We start from the raw sequence: 13,901 nt of genomic DNA, 5'->3' as shown, positions 1-13,901 counted from the left end.
GCGTGTCTGCGGCGGCGGCGGCGGGGGGCCGTCAGCATCGGCACGACAAGGACGGCGGTGGCCGTACCGATCCCGACCCACCCGAAGCGGTACACCATGCTCGCCTCCTAGCCGGGCTTGGCCCCCCGCGACAGTCGTTCGTGACGCATTTTCGCCACGTTTCGTCATGACATCGAAATACTCTGCCGGACAATCAGCGCGTTGCGCGGTGCATCGTCCGCGTCGGCAGCCGGCACTGGCGTCCGCGCGCGCGACGTGGCAGGTGCGGGACATGGCTGACAAACGTCCGACCGCCGCTGGCGGCTTCCTGATCGCGATGGGCATTCTTGGCGGCGCGGGGGTCGGATTTGCGATCGGCCAGGCCACGCTGGGTCTCCTGATCGGCACCGCGATCGGCGTCGCGGCCGCGCTGCTCGTCTGGATCCGCGACCGCCGCTAGTCGGGTTCGCGCATCTGCCAGACGACGCGGCCGACAATGTCGACCGAGCCGTCGGGCACCGGCGGCGCGGCAGGATTGTCGCTCGACACGCTGAGCGTCCCGTCCCGCAACGCGACCCGCTTGACCATCGTCAGGCCATCGACCCGGATGACGTGAAGGCGTCCGCGCGCGCCCGGCACCGTGGTCGCCATATCGACGATGATGTGATCGCCATCCTGCAGGCCGGGCTCCATCGATGTTCCCCGGACCCGGATGATCGCCGCCTGCCGTCGCGCAGCCCGAGCCGCCGCGCCAGCGCGGGGTCGATCACGTCGGTGCCCAGCAGCACCTCGTCATCGACCAGCGCGCCCGGCCCGGCCGACGCCTGGACCGCCAGGCGGGCGATCCGAAACCCGGTTCGCCTTTCGCTGCCCTTCGTTCCGCTCCCGCCGAGCACATGATCCTCGACGCCGAGATACTGCGCGAGCAGCCGGCGATCGTCCTCCGCCAACCGTCGTGGCGACCCGCGCTTCACATACTGCTGCAGATAGGCCGCGTTGCGTCCCAGCATCGCCGACAGGGCCGCCATACTGTCCCCGCGCGCAGCCGCAAGCCGTGCCAGCGCTGCTCGGGGATCGGGATCGGACATGGCGAGACCATAGCGCAGGAAAAATCCTAGACAAGTTGGATTTCAGGGAACAGATCGTGAACGGAGACGGGAATCACGAGGAGCAAACGATGTCCGTACTGGTCAAGATCAACCGATATCTGCGGCAGACCGACATGGGGGCGGCCACCTTCGGACGGCGTGCGGTGAATGATTCCCGGCTCGTCGCGGATCTCAGACGCGGTCGCCAGCCACGCGCGGGACTGGTCGCGCGGATCGAGGCGTTCATCGCGAACACGTCCGGGCGCGGCCGGTCGTGAGGATGGCCCCCCTGCGCGGCCCCGATGTCGCGACGCGGTTGATCCGCGCACTTCACGCCAGTGCCGCAGCATCGGGCACGGCATTCGAGCTGATCGAGACGGTTTCGCGCCCATGGGCGAGCGCGACCTTCTCGGGCGAGCAACATCATCTGGTCATCCTGGCGGATCCCATACCCGGTTTTCGATCCTGGCTTGCCGCCCTGCCCGATGCCGAGCTGCCGCTGCGGGGGCACATCCTCGCCGATCTCGCGATCGACGCAGTGGAGCTGGTCGGGTCGCGGCTGCGTGTCACCATCGCGGCGTTGACGCTGATCGACGCATAGCCATGCCTTGGGGCTGGACTTTCGGCCTTGGAAACACGAAGTCGGCGGCCAATGAAGGAGATGACGATGGCAGGCACCGGCGCCGGAATGGGCAAGTTCGAATGGGCGGATCCGTTCCTGCTCGACGACCAGCTGAGCGAAGACGAACGCATGATCCGCGATACCGCGCGCGCCTATGCCGAGGACAAGCTCGCGCCGCGGATCATCGACGCGTTCCAGCACGAACATACCGATCCCGCGATTTTCCGCGAGATGGGTGATCTCGGCCTGCTCGGACCGACTATCCCAGAGGAATATGGCGGCGTCGGCGCTCCTATGTCGCGTACGGCCTGGTCGCGCGCGAGGTCGAGCGGATCGACTCGGGTTATCGCTCGATGATGTCGGTCCAGTCGAGCCTGGTGATGTACCCGATCAATGCGTTCGGTTCCGAAGCACAGAAGCGCAAATATCTGCCGAAGCTCGCGACTGGCGAGTTCATTGGTTGCTTCGGACTGACCGAGCCCGATGCGGGGTCGGACCCCGGCGGCATGACGACGCGCGCGAAGAAGACCGCGAACGGCTATGTCATCTCGGGCGCCAAGACCTGGATCTCCAACTCGCCGATCGCGACGTGTTCGTGGTCTGGGCCAAGTCCGACGAGCATGGCGGTGGCATCCGCGGCTTCATCCTGGAACGCGGGATGAAGGGGCTCGAGACGCCCAAGATCGAGGGCAAGCTGTCGCTGCGGGCGTCGATCACCGGCATGATCCTGATGGACGAGGTCGAGGTCGGCGAGGACGCGTTGCTCCCCGACGTCCAGGGGCTGAAGGGGCCGTTCGGCTGTCTCAACCGCGCGCGCTACGGGATCTCGTGGGGTGCGCTCGGTGCCGCCGAATTCTGCTTCCACGCCGCGCGGCAATATGGCCTCGATCGCAACCAGTTCGGCACCCCGCTCGCCGGGCGGCAGCTCTATCAGAAGAAGCTCGCCGACATGGAGACCGAGATCGCGCTCGGGCTCCAGGCGTCACTGCGCGTCGGGCGGCTGATGGACGAGGGGCGGTTCGCGCCCGAGATGGTCTCGATCGTCAAGCGCAACAATGTCGGCAAGGCGCTCGACATCGCGCGGATGAGTCGGGACATGCACGGCGGCAACGGCATTTCGGGGGAATATCAGGTAATGCGTCACATGATGAACCTCGAGACGGTCAACACCTATGAGGGCGCACACGACGTCCACGCGCTGATCCTCGGCCGCGCGATCACGGGTATTGCAGCGTTCTAGTGATAGGCCACGTGCTTGCTTGCCACCCCGGCGAAGGCCGGGGCCCAGTTGGGGAACGCGCCTTGGCTGATGCTGCGTGTCGTTACTACAACCTTTCCAACTGGGCCCCGGCCTCCGCCGGGGTGGTGATTTAATCGTGGAAGGCAAACCTACACCCCTCGCCGGCCTAAAGGTCGTCGAACTCGCCCGCATCCTCGCCGGCCCCTGGGCTGGCCAGGTGCTCGCCGATCTCGGTGCCGACGTCACCAAGGTCGAGAGCCCCGCCGGCGACGACACCCGGACCTGGGGCCCGCCGTTCATCGACAACCCCGACGGCACCCGCGACGCGGCCTATTTCCACGCCGCCAACCGCGGCAAGCGCTCGGTCGTCGCGGACTTCACGACGCCCGAGGGACAGGCTGCGGTTCGTGCGCTGATCGCCGACGCCGATGTCGTGATCGAGAATTTCAAGGTCGGCGGGCTTGCCAGATACGGGCTCGACTATCCGACGCTCGCCGCAATCAATCCGCGGCTCGTCTATTGCTCGATCACCGGCTTCGGACAGGACGGACCCTACGCACCGCGCGCGGGCTATGACTTCATCGTCCAGGGCATGAGCGGGATCATAGATCTCACCGGCGAGCCCGATGGGGCGCCGCAGAAGATCGGGGTCGCGTTCGCCGACATCATGACCGGGCTGTATTCGGTGATCGCGATCCAGGCGGCGCTCGCGATGCGCGAGCGGACCGGTCGGGGGCAGCAGATCGACATGGCGCTGCTCGACACGATGACCGGCGTCCTCGCCAATCAGGCGATGAACTGGTTCGCGAGCGGCGTCTCGCCGACGCGGGTCGGCAACGCCCACATGAACGTATGCCCCTATGCCGTATTCCCGACCAGCGACGGGTGGTTCATCCTCGCGGTCGGCAATGACGGGCAGTTCCGGCGGTTCTGCGATGCGATGGGCTTACCTGAAATGCGCGACGATCCGCGGTTCGCGACCAATGCCGGGCGGCTCGCCTTCAAGGACATCTTGTTTGCAGGGATCGAGGCGGCGACCTCGCTGGTGCCTAAACTCGAGCTGCTCGCGCGGCTGGAGGCGGTCGGTGTCCCCGCCGGGCCGATCAACACCGTCGCGCAGGCATTCGACGATCCACAGGTGATCGCGCGCGGCATGGCGATCGACGTCGTGCGTCCGGATGGATCGACCGTCCCGGGTCTCCGCACGCCGATCCGCTTCTCGGATGCCGATCTCGCGACCGGGCGCGCGGCACCAATGCTACCAAAACACCCGTCATCCTGACGAAAGTCAGGATCCAGAGCCACGGACGGTAGCGGTCGTGGCTCTGGATCCTGGGTCTAGCCCAGGATGACGACGGGGGATTAGGCGACGGCCGTCACCGGCTTGCGCGCATACACCCCGTACGCAAGGATCAGCGCGTAGCAGATCGCCGGGAGCAGCAACGCGAAGTGCAGGCTGCCCGACGAGTCCGCGAGCACGCCCGTGAAATAGGGAATGATCGCGCCGCCGACGATCGCCGTGGCGATCACGCCCGACCCCTCGGCCGCACGCTTGCCAAGGCCTTCAGATGCCAAGGCGAAGATCGTCGGGAACATCACCGAATTCATGAGCCCGATCGACAGCAAGGCCCAACCCGACACGGCACCCTCGGTATTCGCCGAGATCAGGATCAGCGCCAGCGTCCCGGTCGCGACACCGGCCAGAACCTTGCCTGGCGACACCTTGTTGAGGACATAGGCCCCGATGAACCGCCCGATCAGCGCGCCGCCCCAGTAGAAGGGCACGTGCTGACCGGCAGCGACATCGCTCAGGCCCATCACGCTCGGCTGCATCAGGTAGTTGACGATCAGCGAGCCGACCGCGACCTCGGCGCCGACATAAAGGAAGATGCACGCCGTCCCCATCGCGAAGCGCGGGCGCTTGAGCAGCGTGAAGGCGTGGAGGATGCTGCCCGTCTGCTCCTGCTCCTCGTTCAGCCGGTTCCGCCGCGTCCAGACGACGGCGGCGACGATCAGCAGCGCGATCGCGAGGCCGATATAGGTGTGCACGACGGTCCGCGACGATTCGGTCCGGTAGGCGTCAAGCGCGGCGCCGGTCAGCGTCGAGGAATCCACCGTCGCGAGACCACCAAGGATGACCGCGGAACCGACATAAGGGAAGATCGTCGTGCCGAGCGAGTTGAACGCCTGCGCGAAGGTCAGCCGGCTCGATGCCGATTTCGGCGCGCCGAGCGCCGAGATCAGCGGGTTGGCGACGACCTGAACGACCGTGATGCCCGCGCCCAGCACGAAAAGCGCGAACAGGAACATCTCGAAGCTGGCCTTGCCCGCCGCCGGGATGAACAACAGGCACCCGACGGTCATCGTCACCAGCCCGATCGAGGCGGTGCGCATATAACCGGCCTTGCGCACGATCGCCGCGGCAGGAATCGAGAACAGCGCATAGGCGAGGAAGAAGGCCGACTGGACCAGCATCGCGGTCGCATGGTCGAGCGTGAACAGCTCCTTCATCTTCGGAATGATGATGTCGTTCAGCGAGGTGATGCCACCGAAGATGAAGAACAGGGCGAAGACGAAGACGCGCAGGTCGGGGGCGTCGTAACCGTGATTGGCATCGCCCTCTGCGGCGGCGCCTCCCGCGGCGGCGGTGTGATGGGTGTCGACATGCATGATAAATTGCGCCCTCTCGCGGTCTTGTTGGGCGGCGGCATAAGCCGGGGCGACCGCGCGTGGCAATGGTTAGAGGCGCGTTCGCGTCCGGCCGCGGCGTGGCACCCGTCGATTGCCGCGCTTTCGGGCATCGGGTATGCCGTTTGCAAACGCGACAAGGGAGAGCATGAGATGGCGACCGCAGCGCTGCGCAATTCGACGGTTTCACCCGCGGAATGGGAGGCCCGCCAACAGCTTGCCGCCTGCTACCGGGTCTTCGACATGCTCGGCTGGTCCGAGATGATCTACAACCACATCACGTTGAAGATCCCCGGCGAGGACGGCGCGTTCCTGATCAACCCGTTCGGGCTGCATTTCAGCGAGGTGACTGCGTCGAGCCTCGTCAAGATCGACATCGACGGCAACAAGCTCGACCAGAACCCCTATCCGGTCAATCTCGCGGGCTTCACGCAGCACGCGCTGTTCCACAAGCACCTGCCCGACGCGCATTGCATCATGCACACGCACACCACCGCGGGCATGGCGGTCAGCGCGGTCGAGGGCGGGCTTCAGCCGACCAATTTCTATGCGTGCAACTTCATCGGCCAGATCGCCTATCATGATTTCGAGGGCGTCACCGTCCGGTCGGAAGAGGGCGAACGGCTGATCGAGCATCTCGGCGACAAGCGCGTGATGCTGCTGCGCAATCACGGCATCCTGGTCATGGGCCGGACGCTGCCCGAGGCGTTCATCAAGCACTGGTCGCTGCAGCGCGCCTGCGAGATCCAGGTCGCGACGGCGTCGATGGGCACGCCGATCCTGATCCCCGACGATGTCGTCAAGGTCCACCAGCGCGATCTCGGCAAGGTCTCGCTGCCCGGTGGCGCGGGCAAGGCGGATTTCGAGGCGATGGTTCGGCTGGTTGACAAGCGTGACACGAGCTGGCGGCAATAGCCCCCTCCCCTCCGCCCAGGGGATCGGCTAGCGCGCGGGGATGACCCGCTTCACCGTCAACAACCAGGCGATCGAATATCGGCTCGATCCCGCGACGCCGCTGCTCTGGGCGCTGCGCGACGCGTCGAACCTGACGGGGACCAAATATGGCTGCGGCACCGGCCATTGCGGCGCCTGCACGGTCGATATCGACGGTCGTGCGGTGCGCAGCTGCCGTGTGCCGATCGGGTCGATCGAGGGGCGCTACGTCACCACGATCGAGGGGCTGTCGCACGAACGCAACCACCCGCTGCAGCTCGCCTTCATCGCCGAAGCGGTGCCGCAATGCGGCTTCTGCATCCCCGGCATGATCATGGCCGCCGCCGCGCTGCTGAAACGCGATGCAAACCCGAGCGAAGCGCTGATCCGCGAACAGATCACCAATCTGTGCCGCTGCGGCGTCTATCCGCGCGTCGTCGAGGCGATCCAGCGCGCGGGCCGCGCGACCCGGGGTGAGGAGGTCCTGCCCGCTGGCCCGCGCCCCGGGATCGACCCGGCGGATTCCGCACGGCTCGTTCCCGCGCTCGTCCCGCCGCCCGCGCGCTAAGCCGCACGCGCACGAATCCTGTCGGATCGCTGACCAAGCCATTCAGCGTCGCCTCACGCCCGTAAGGTAGAAGGGGTGCACCATAGGAGCCGGCTCGTGCGCCGGCAGTCGAGGACGACGGCAATGACGCGGAGTTTCCTGAAGATCTTGCTCGTGGCATCCGCACTGGTGCCGGTTGCCGCACAGGCGCAGCGGTTCGGTGCCGAGGCGCCGGGGAATGGCGAGATGCGCGGTGATTGGAGCGATCGCGGCGATCGGGGCGATCGTCCGCAACGTGCGGACCAGGGCACGGTCGTGCAGGGCCAGGCACGCGGTGACGGTGGCTATGGGCGTAACGGCCGCCCGGACGCGCCCCGCCAGGACTGGAATGCACGTGTGGGGTCGGACCGGCAGGCCGACCAGGTTCGCGAGAACTGGGTCCGCGGCAATGCGCAGCGCGATGCCGCCCGCCAGGACGCCGAAACGACCGCCGCGGTCAGCCCGATCGCGCGCGCTTTGACGGCCGCCCAGGCGAGGACCGCGGCTATCGTGACGTTCCACGCGGGCGCGACGACCTCCGCGGCCGCCCGGATGGGCGTGGACGCGACGACTGGCGCGGCCGTGACGGCGATCGGGACCGCGGCGGCTATCGCAGCGGCCAGCATTTTGGCGGCTACGGCACCGTCCAGGGCTATGGCCGCGGCGGATACGGCCAGCGCGGCGCATGGAACCGCGGCTGGCGCAGCGACAATCGCTATGGCTGGAGCGACTATCGCGCGAGCAACCGCGGCGCCTACCGCCTGCCGCGCTATTATGCGCCGAACGGATGGGGCTCGGGCTATCGCCGCTTCGGCATCGGCTTTTCGCTGAACAGCATCCTGTACAACCAGAATTACTGGATCCAGGATCCCTACACCTATCGCCTGCCCGAGGCCTATGGGCCGTATCGCTGGGTCCGCTATTACAACGACGCGTTGCTCGTCGATCTCGACAGCGGGCGGGTCGTCGACACGGTCTACGACATCTTCTGGTAGGCGCATCGCGGCACGACGAGCGACCGCGCCCGTCGTGCCGCACGCGTTCGCCCCCTTGCGTTTCGCGGACGGCTGCGCAAATTCGGATCCATGGGTTTATTCACCAAAGCCAAGCCGCAGGATCCGATGGCGCCGACGCGGCAGGCGGCGGGCGCCAGCGTCGCCGCGCGGCTCGACGCCAATCCGAAGGTCCAGCGGATCGCGATCGACGGCGTGCAATTCTATCACCACGCCAATTTCCTCGACGCCGCAACCTGTCGCGCGCTCATCGCGCTGATTGATTCGAAGCGGCGACCGTCGACGCTGCTGTCCGACCGCCCGAACAGCAGTTTCCGCACGTCGGAGAGCTGCGACATGGATCGCTGGTCCCCCGATGTGCAACCCACCGACGAGGCGATCGCCGCGCTGCTCGGCATTGACCTGCCGCATGGCGAAACGATGCAGGGGCAGCGTTACGCCCCCGGCCAGCAATTTCGCGCGCATCACGATTATTTCCATGCGAGCGAAAGCTATTGGGACAAGATGCAGGAACAGGGCGGCCAGCGCACCTGGACCGCGATGGTCTATCTGAACGACGTGCCCGAGGGTGGCGCCACGTGGTTCCCGCAGGCGGGCGTCAAGGTCGCGCCCAAGCGCGGGCTGCTGCTCGCGTGGAACAACATGAGCCCCGACGGCAGCCCCAATGGCCTGACGCTCCACGAAGGCATGCCGGTGGTTGAGGGCGTCAAATACATCGTCACGAAATGGTTTCGCGAACGCCCTGGATCAAGTGACGCCCCCCCCGCCGGGGGAGGGTGGCCTGGCCGCGTCGGTGAACCCGCTCGACAATCCCCCCGCAGCCACTACCTCCGGCGCATGACAGTTCTCGGCGTAACCTCCTCGATCCTCGGCCAGCCCTGGCGCTGGCGCTCGCTCGCCGCAGACGCGCGCGACGGGTTTGGCGGCGACGATCTGGTGACCCAGCTCCTTCTCGCACGCGGCTGCCCGCGCGAGGCGCTCGACGCGCACCGCACGCCGTCGATCCGCGCGTCATGCCCGACCCGTCGATCTTCCGCGACATGGACCGCGCAGCCGATCGGCTCGCCGATGCGGTGCAGGCGGGCGAACAGGTCGCGATCTTCGGCGATTACGACGTCGACGGCGCGACTTCCGCCGCGCTGATGATCCTCGTGCTGCGCGATCTGGGGATCGAGGCGCGCGCCTATATCCCCGACCGCCTGCTCGAAGGCTATGGCCCGTCGGGCGAGGCCATGGTCCGGCTCGCGGGCGAAGGCGCCTCGCTGATCGTCACCGTCGACTGCGGCGCGCAGGCGTTCGACGCGCTCGATGCCGCGCGCGATGCGAAGGTCGATGTGATCGTGATCGATCACCACAAATGCTCGACTGCGCTCCCGCACGCATTGGCACTCGTCAATCCCAACCGGCTCGACGAGGATGAGGGCGCCGCACACGGCCATCTCGCTGCGGTCGGCATGTGCTTCCTCGCCGCCGCCGCGCTCGTCCGCACGCTGCGCACGCGTGGCTTCTTTGAGAACCGCGCCGAGCCCAAGCTCATCGACCTGCTCGACATCGTCGCGCTCGGCACGGTCGCCGACGTCGCGCAGTTGCGCGGGCTCAACCGTGCGTTCGTCGCACAGGGGCTGAAGGTCATGGGCGCGCGCCGCAACATCGGCGTCGCGGCGTTGATCGCGGCGTCGCGACTGACGCGCAACCCGACCTGCACCGATCTCGGCTTCGCGCTCGGCCCGCGGATCAACGCCGGCGGGCGCATCGGCCGCGCCGATCTCGGCGTCCGCCTGCTGACCACGCAGGACCCCGACGAGGCGCGCGGGATCGCCGAGGAGCTCGACCGTCTCAACGAGGAACGCCGCGCGATCGAGACCGCGGTGCAGGAGGCCGCCGACCTGCTCGCCAGCCGCGAGCGCAGCGTCTCGGTCGTCGCCGGACAGGGCTGGCATCCCGGCGTCATCGGCATCGTCGCAGGCCGGCTGAAGGAAAAGCTCGGTCGGCCCGCGATCGTCATCGCGATCGACGAACACGGCATCGGCAAGGGATCGGGCCGGTCGATCCCGGGCGTGGACCTCGGCGCGGCGGTGATGGCGGCGCGTGAGCAGGGCCTGCTCGTTTCAGGGGGCGGCCACGCGATGGCGGCCGGACTGACGATTGCCGAAGCGGCGATCCCGGCTTTCGCCGACTTCCTCGAGGACCGGCTCGCCGCAGCGGTCTCGCAGTCCAATGACGGCCGTGCGCTTTTGCTCGATGCGGTCCTGGCCGCGGGCGGGGTCAATCCTGCGCTGGTCGAGTCGATGGACGCAGGGGGACCTTATGGGATGGGCTGGCCCGCACCGCGCGTCGCGATGGGGCCGGTCCGCGTGATCAAGGCGGATGTGGTGGGCAATGGCCATGTCCGCACGATCGTCGCGGGCGACGACGGCCGCAGCGTCAAGGCGATGGCGTTCCGCGCCGCCGAGACGCCGCTCGGTCAGGCGCTGCTCGGCGCGGCCCCGCACCGCAAGCTCTGGCTCGCCGGTCGCGCCAAGATCGACGACTGGGCATCGCGCCCCGCAGCAGAATTGCACGTCGAAGATGCCGCTTGGGCCGATTGAAGGGTTGACGGGCCAGCCACTTGGCCTTAGGCGCCTCCAACCACGCAGGCCCCTTCGTCTAGCGGTTAGGACGCGGCCCTTTCACGGCTGAAGCACGGGTTCGATTCCCGTAGGGGTCACCATCTCATCGCCAAGCGGTTGAGATTGGCGAAATTCAATAGAATCAACGCCTCGCGAGGCGCCCAGTGCTACAGATGGCGTCGCATACTGCATTCCATCGAGCGCGGCAGATCGCGTTTCTCGCAGTTTCGAATGATCGTTGCGGAGGGTGTCCGAGGGGTCATCGGCAATCCGGCGTCGACAGGGTGTCTGAGAACAACCGACCCGTTCCTGGCGCGTAGGAAGCGCGCCGTGCTGGTTATCGCATGCTTGCCGAGATCAGGCAGCGCGAGACGGGATCACCGCCTGATAAATGGTCGCTGAGCGCACCAAGGCCATATTGCATTGAGACGGCTGTTCCGCGACTGCGGCGCATGCCTCACGCCAGCAACATCGTCTATTGCGACGGTCCAGACAGCCCCCACGCCTTCGACATCGTTCCGATCCAGCCCCGTAAGGGGAGCTTGGATGCGATGTGCCCATTGTGCAAAGGCCGCGGCCAATGGAATACCGAGATTGATCTCGTAAGCTTCCGCTGCAAGCGCACTGCCTGCGATCGGTGCCATGGCGCTGGATGGGTAGAAACCGGCTCGGACCCGGTCGGCCTGCCCGACATCGAGATTTCACCGGAAGGCTACCCCCGGTGGACGCTACGCTTCGAACCTGCCGACGAAGTCACGCTGATTGACCCGGAAAAACCAGGCCTATCGCAGACCTAGGAAGTTATTGGTTGGGTCAGGCGCACCGCGCTTGGCCGCGATCCGTGCAACGTCCTCGTCACTTGGCTCCTCCGGCAGGTCCTCGGCAGGCGAGAGCCCGCCATCGGGGAGGCCTGGCGCGGTGCCGGCAATCGACTCGTCGATGGCGCGCTCGTTGGCACTGTCCGTGATCTTCTCTCTGTTCGGCATGTTATTCTCGGCGGCGGCTCCTGGTCGGCGAACAGCCCCTGCTCAGGTCATCCGCCGGGCGTGGCGGAAGCGCGCATACCGATTGAGGAGATCGTTGATCAGCTGTTCGTCGCTCAGGCCGGTCACATCATGCGCGGGCTCTCCCTCCGAGGAATGCGCCACCGCCCGGTAGTGGAGACGCTCCTGCTCGTTCGCCTTGCGCGATGCCGCCCAGGCGAAGCTTGCCTGGCGGAAGCCGCGTGCCCGAACCCCGTAGCGGAACTCGCCACGCTCGCCGTGCGGGATGCGAAGCTCGACCTGGTTTTCGTCCTGAACGAGGGTTGGCGAGAGGCCGCTGTCGCGCATCTGTGCCGCTACCGCGTCGAGCGCCGGGCTTGCCGTATCGGTGAGGAACGCCGCAACCTCACGCTTGTCGTGGAAGCGCGTGATGGTCGCGAGGCGCTGCTGCCAACTCAACGGCGTTTCGGCGATTGGATCGGAACCCGCGGCGGACAGGTCCAACGCTTCCTGGCCCTCGGTCTGCAGGGCGCGCAGCAGCCCATAGCAAATGAACACCATCACCACCGCGAATGGCAATGCACTGGCGATCGCGGCAGTCTGAAGGGCCTGGAGCCCACCGGCGACCAGCAGCACCGCACCGACGGCGCCCGCGGATACCGCCCAGAATACACGCTGCCACACCGGCGGGTTCTCCGCCGCGCCCGATGTGATCATGTCGATGACCAATGCCCCGGAATCCGCCGACGTGACGAAGAAGGTGATGATCAAGAGTGTCGCGATACCCGAGACGATCGTTGCGAAGGGCAGCTGCTCCAGTGTCTCGAACAACGCCACCGGCAGATTGTTGGCGACGGTGTCGGCGATGGCGGCCGTACCGGCCATGTCCAGCGCGATCGCGGTGTTGCCGAACACCGTCATCCAGAGGAAGGTGAATAGGGTCGGCACCAGCAGCACGCCGCCGATGAATTCGCGGATCGTGCGCCCACGCGAGATGCGGGCGATGAACATGCCGACGAAGGGCGACCAGGCGATCCACCAACCCCAATAGAACAAGGTCCAATTGCCCAGCCACGGGTTGGGTTCGTAGGCGTAGAGGCGGAAGGTGCGCGGCACGACTTCACCGAGATAGGTGCCGATGTTCTGCACAAAGGCCTGGAGCAGAAACACCGTCGACCCGGTGACCAGGACGAAGGCGAGCAGCAGTCCGGCCAGGATGATGTTGAGTTCGGACAGGCGCTTCACGCCCTTGTCGAGTCCGGCGACGACCGACAGCGTGGCCATGCCGGTGATGGCGGCGATCAGGACGAGCTGAACGGGGATGCTCGTCGGCAGGCCGAACAGGTAATTGAACCCGGCATTCACCTGCAGCACGCCGAGACCAAGCGACGTCGCAACGCCGAACATCGTGCCCAGCACCGCGAAGATGTCGACGGCGTGGCCGATCGGGCCATAGATCCGCTTGCCGATCAGCGGGTAGAGTGCCGAGCGGATGGTGAGCGGTAGTCCACGACGAAACGCGAAATAGGCAAGCGCCAGCCCGACCACGATGTAGATCGCCCAGGCGTGCAGGCCCCAGTGGAAGAAGGTGAGGACCATCGCTTCGCGCGCGGCCGCGATCGTCTTGCCCTCGCCCACGGGTGGCGATGCATAATGCTGGATCGGCTCGGCCACGCCGAAGAAGATCAGGCCGATCCCCATCCCCGCACTGAACAGCATCGCGAACCAGGACAGGTAGCTGTAATCCGGTTCGCTGTCGTCGGGCCCGAGCTTCACATCGCCATAGCGACTGAACATCAGGAAGATGGCGAAGATCAGGAACCCCGCGACCGCGGCGATGTAGAACCAGCCGAAGTCCGCGACGATCAGCGCCTGCACGGTCGTGAACACCTGGTTCGCGGTCTCCGGGGCGAGTGCGCCGAAGAGGGCGAAGGCCAGGATCAGGCCTGCCGAAACGAAGAATACAGGCGGATTGATCTCCGCCTTACGTCCCGCGGCTGGCTGTAGCGCATCACTCGGTACCGGCTCGGTCAATGTACCCCCTATTCATGGTTAATGTCCTGTCCAGTGAATGGAACGACGCTGAGCCTTGTCAGTTGCGAACGAGTGTTACGATGCGGAAACGATTGACCCGGTCTCGCTTGCGGCCTCGCCCTGTCG

Annotated in this window: 14 protein-coding genes, 1 tRNA gene and 3 pseudogenes; 13 read left to right on the top strand and 5 right to left on the bottom strand. The window is 66.5% G+C overall.

What is annotated here, in order from left to right; translation table 11 throughout:
- Nucleotides 1–271 precede the first annotated feature (271 nt).
- Nucleotides 272–439, top strand: coding sequence for a hypothetical protein (locus tag NI18_RS25490; protein WP_192008402.1), 168 nt, complete (start codon nucleotides 272–274; stop codon nucleotides 437–439).
- Here NI18_RS25490 and NI18_RS26480 read toward each other — a convergent pair.
- Nucleotides 436–672, bottom strand: a complete 237-nt coding sequence (locus NI18_RS26480) for a S24 family peptidase (RefSeq protein ID WP_306286232.1) — start codon at nucleotides 670–672, stop codon at nucleotides 436–438. The genes NI18_RS25490 and NI18_RS26480 overlap by 4 nt on opposite strands.
- Nucleotides 570–1,067, bottom strand: a complete 498-nt coding sequence (locus tag NI18_RS04210; protein WP_306286231.1) for a hypothetical protein — start codon at nucleotides 1,065–1,067, stop codon at nucleotides 570–572. The genes NI18_RS26480 and NI18_RS04210 overlap by 103 nt, the downstream gene beginning before the upstream one ends.
- Nucleotides 1,068–1,156: 89 nt before the next feature.
- Between NI18_RS04210 and NI18_RS04205 the strand changes: the two genes are divergently transcribed.
- The 4 genes and pseudogenes from NI18_RS04205 to NI18_RS04190 all read left to right on the top strand — a co-directional run bounded on the left by NI18_RS04205 (nucleotide 1,157) and on the right by NI18_RS04190 (nucleotide 4,211).
- A complete protein-coding gene (locus NI18_RS04205; protein ID WP_031438885.1) occupies nucleotides 1,157–1,345 on the top strand; it encodes a hypothetical protein in 189 nt (62 codons plus the stop codon).
- A gap of 2 nt (nucleotides 1,346–1,347) precedes the next feature.
- The gene (locus NI18_RS04200; protein WP_037528374.1) at nucleotides 1,348–1,668 is read left to right on the top strand and encodes a hypothetical protein; all 321 of its coding nucleotides are present in this window, start codon (nucleotides 1,348–1,350) and stop codon (nucleotides 1,666–1,668) included.
- A gap of 87 nt (nucleotides 1,669–1,755) precedes the next feature.
- A pseudogene (locus NI18_RS04195) lies at nucleotides 1,756–2,929 on the top strand (acyl-CoA dehydrogenase).
- Nucleotides 2,930–3,065: 136 nt separating this feature from the next.
- Complete coding sequence (locus NI18_RS04190) at nucleotides 3,066–4,211, top strand: CaiB/BaiF CoA-transferase family protein (protein WP_037528372.1); 1,146 nt, start codon at nucleotides 3,066–3,068, stop codon at nucleotides 4,209–4,211.
- Nucleotides 4,212–4,291: 80 nt separating this feature from the next.
- Here NI18_RS04190 and NI18_RS04185 read toward each other — a convergent pair whose 3' ends face one another.
- Complete coding sequence (locus NI18_RS04185) at nucleotides 4,292–5,599, bottom strand: sugar MFS transporter (RefSeq protein ID WP_031438881.1); 1,308 nt, start codon at nucleotides 5,597–5,599, stop codon at nucleotides 4,292–4,294.
- Between the two features lie 171 nt (nucleotides 5,600–5,770).
- Here NI18_RS04185 and NI18_RS04180 point away from each other — a divergent pair, with 171 nt between their 5' ends.
- The 8 genes and pseudogenes from NI18_RS04180 (at nucleotide 5,771) to NI18_RS04150 (ending at nucleotide 11,555) form a co-directional block, all read left to right on the top strand.
- Complete coding sequence (locus tag NI18_RS04180) at nucleotides 5,771–6,532, top strand: class II aldolase/adducin family protein (protein ID WP_031438880.1); 762 nt, start codon at nucleotides 5,771–5,773, stop codon at nucleotides 6,530–6,532.
- Nucleotides 6,533–6,572: 40 nt separating this feature from the next.
- Nucleotides 6,573–7,118 (top strand): (2Fe-2S)-binding protein, encoded by a 546-nt coding sequence (locus NI18_RS04175; protein ID WP_031438879.1) that lies wholly within the window; start codon nucleotides 6,573–6,575, stop codon nucleotides 7,116–7,118.
- Nucleotides 7,119–7,241: 123 nt separating this feature from the next.
- Nucleotides 7,242–7,967, top strand: a complete 726-nt coding sequence (locus NI18_RS04170) for a hypothetical protein (protein WP_052148984.1) — start codon at nucleotides 7,242–7,244, stop codon at nucleotides 7,965–7,967.
- Nucleotides 7,898–8,131 (top strand): RcnB family protein, encoded by a 234-nt coding sequence (locus NI18_RS27795; protein ID WP_081877570.1) that lies wholly within the window; start codon nucleotides 7,898–7,900, stop codon nucleotides 8,129–8,131. The genes NI18_RS04170 and NI18_RS27795 overlap by 70 nt, the downstream gene beginning before the upstream one ends.
- Nucleotides 8,132–8,257: 126 nt before the next feature.
- Nucleotides 8,258–8,887 (top strand): annotated as a pseudogene (locus NI18_RS04165) (2OG-Fe(II) oxygenase); the annotation flags it as partial.
- 99 nt (nucleotides 8,888–8,986) lie between these two features.
- Nucleotides 8,987–10,737, top strand: a pseudogene (gene recJ / locus NI18_RS04160) (single-stranded-DNA-specific exonuclease RecJ).
- A gap of 47 nt (nucleotides 10,738–10,784) precedes the next feature.
- Nucleotides 10,785–10,859: transfer RNA gene (locus NI18_RS04155), tRNA-Glu, on the top strand.
- Nucleotides 10,860–11,102: 243 nt separating this feature from the next.
- Nucleotides 11,103–11,555, top strand: a complete 453-nt coding sequence (locus NI18_RS04150; RefSeq protein ID WP_235188223.1) for a hypothetical protein — start codon at nucleotides 11,103–11,105, stop codon at nucleotides 11,553–11,555.
- Here the strand turns inward: NI18_RS04150 and NI18_RS04145 are convergent.
- Both NI18_RS04145 and NI18_RS04140 read right to left on the bottom strand, forming a co-directional pair.
- Nucleotides 11,541–11,744 carry a hypothetical protein gene (locus NI18_RS04145; RefSeq protein WP_031438875.1) on the bottom strand — a complete coding sequence of 68 codons (204 nt, stop codon included), beginning with the start codon at nucleotides 11,742–11,744 and terminating at the stop codon, nucleotides 11,541–11,543. The two genes, NI18_RS04150 and NI18_RS04145, sit on opposite strands and share 15 nt — an antisense overlap.
- 42 nt (nucleotides 11,745–11,786) lie before the next feature.
- Nucleotides 11,787–13,775, bottom strand: coding sequence for a BCCT family transporter (locus tag NI18_RS04140; RefSeq protein WP_037528369.1), 1,989 nt, complete (start codon nucleotides 13,773–13,775; stop codon nucleotides 11,787–11,789).
- Nucleotides 13,776–13,901 lie beyond the last annotated feature (126 nt).

The sequence above is a fragment of the Sphingomonas sp. Ant20 genome, from assembly GCF_000783375.1.
Classification (GTDB): Bacteria; Pseudomonadota; Alphaproteobacteria; order Sphingomonadales; family Sphingomonadaceae; genus Sphingomonas; species Sphingomonas aerolata.
This window is presented reverse-complemented; position numbering and strand designations above follow the sequence as displayed.

What these genes read in the sequence shown, in the direction of transcription:
- NI18_RS25490 (WP_192008402.1), top strand. Translation starts at nt 272, where the DNA reads ATGGCTGACAAACGTCCGACCGCCGCTGGCGGCTTCCTGATCGCGATG.
- NI18_RS26480 (WP_306286232.1), bottom strand. Translation starts at nt 672, where the DNA reads ATGGAGCCCGGCCTGCAGGATGGCGATCACATCATCGTCGATATGGCG.
- NI18_RS04210 (WP_306286231.1), bottom strand. Translation starts at nt 1,067, where the DNA reads ATGTCCGATCCCGATCCCCGAGCAGCGCTGGCACGGCTTGCGGCTGCG.
- NI18_RS04205 (WP_031438885.1), top strand. Translation starts at nt 1,157, where the DNA reads ATGTCCGTACTGGTCAAGATCAACCGATATCTGCGGCAGACCGACATG.
- NI18_RS04200 (WP_037528374.1), top strand. Translation starts at nt 1,348, where the DNA reads ATGGCCCCCCTGCGCGGCCCCGATGTCGCGACGCGGTTGATCCGCGCA.
- NI18_RS04185 (WP_031438881.1), bottom strand. Translation starts at nt 5,599, where the DNA reads ATGCATGTCGACACCCATCACACCGCCGCCGCGGGAGGCGCCGCCGCA.
- NI18_RS04180 (WP_031438880.1), top strand. Translation starts at nt 5,771, where the DNA reads ATGGCGACCGCAGCGCTGCGCAATTCGACGGTTTCACCCGCGGAATGG.
- NI18_RS04175 (WP_031438879.1), top strand. Translation starts at nt 6,573, where the DNA reads ATGACCCGCTTCACCGTCAACAACCAGGCGATCGAATATCGGCTCGAT.
- NI18_RS04170 (WP_052148984.1), top strand. Translation starts at nt 7,242, where the DNA reads ATGACGCGGAGTTTCCTGAAGATCTTGCTCGTGGCATCCGCACTGGTG.
- NI18_RS04150 (WP_235188223.1), top strand. Translation starts at nt 11,103, where the DNA reads ATGCTTGCCGAGATCAGGCAGCGCGAGACGGGATCACCGCCTGATAAA.
- NI18_RS04145 (WP_031438875.1), bottom strand. Translation starts at nt 11,744, where the DNA reads ATGCCGAACAGAGAGAAGATCACGGACAGTGCCAACGAGCGCGCCATC.